Source organism: Geminicoccus flavidas (assembly GCF_009806515.1).
Lineage (GTDB): Bacteria > Pseudomonadota > Alphaproteobacteria > Geminicoccales > Geminicoccaceae > Geminicoccus > Geminicoccus flavidus.
This window is the reverse complement of record NZ_WUJP01000269.1, coordinates 1-445: the sequence shown is the minus strand read 5'-3', so window position 1 is coordinate 445 and position 445 is coordinate 1. Positions and strand designations below refer to the sequence as shown.

Sequence of the window (445 nt, the reverse complement as noted above, 5' to 3'; positions counted from 1 at the left end):
AGTCGCCATGCGTGCCGGTGGGAGCCAGCGGCAGGGCGATCCGGTTGCAGGTGATCAGGTGCCGGCCAGGCGTGATGCCCTGGACGCGGACCTGCAGGCGCTCCAGCGAGCTGTCGACATAGCGCACCGTGCCGCCGACCGACCCTTCCTCGCCCATGACTTGCCAGGGCTCCAGCGCCTGGCGCAGCTCGAACCGCACCCCCTCGAACTCGGCCTCGCCGCAGACCGGGAAGCGAAACTCCAGGTGCGGCGCGAACCACTCGTCCTTCAGGTCGAAGCCGTGCTGGCGCAAATCGCGCAGGACGTCGGTGAAGTCCTGCCAGAGGAAGGCCGGCAGCATGAACCGGTCGTGCAGCGAGGTGCCGAAGCGCACCAGTCTGCCCTGCCAGGGCTTCTCCCAGAACCGGCAGATCAGGGCGCGCAGGAGCAGTTGCTGGGCCAGGCT

At 69.0% G+C, this 445-nt stretch carries 1 protein-coding gene; it reads right to left on the bottom strand.

Annotated features, from left to right (window positions below):
- On the bottom strand, positions 1 to 445 hold a 445-nt coding region (locus EQG76_RS07475), incomplete at both ends, for a transglutaminase family protein (RefSeq protein ID WP_200840627.1).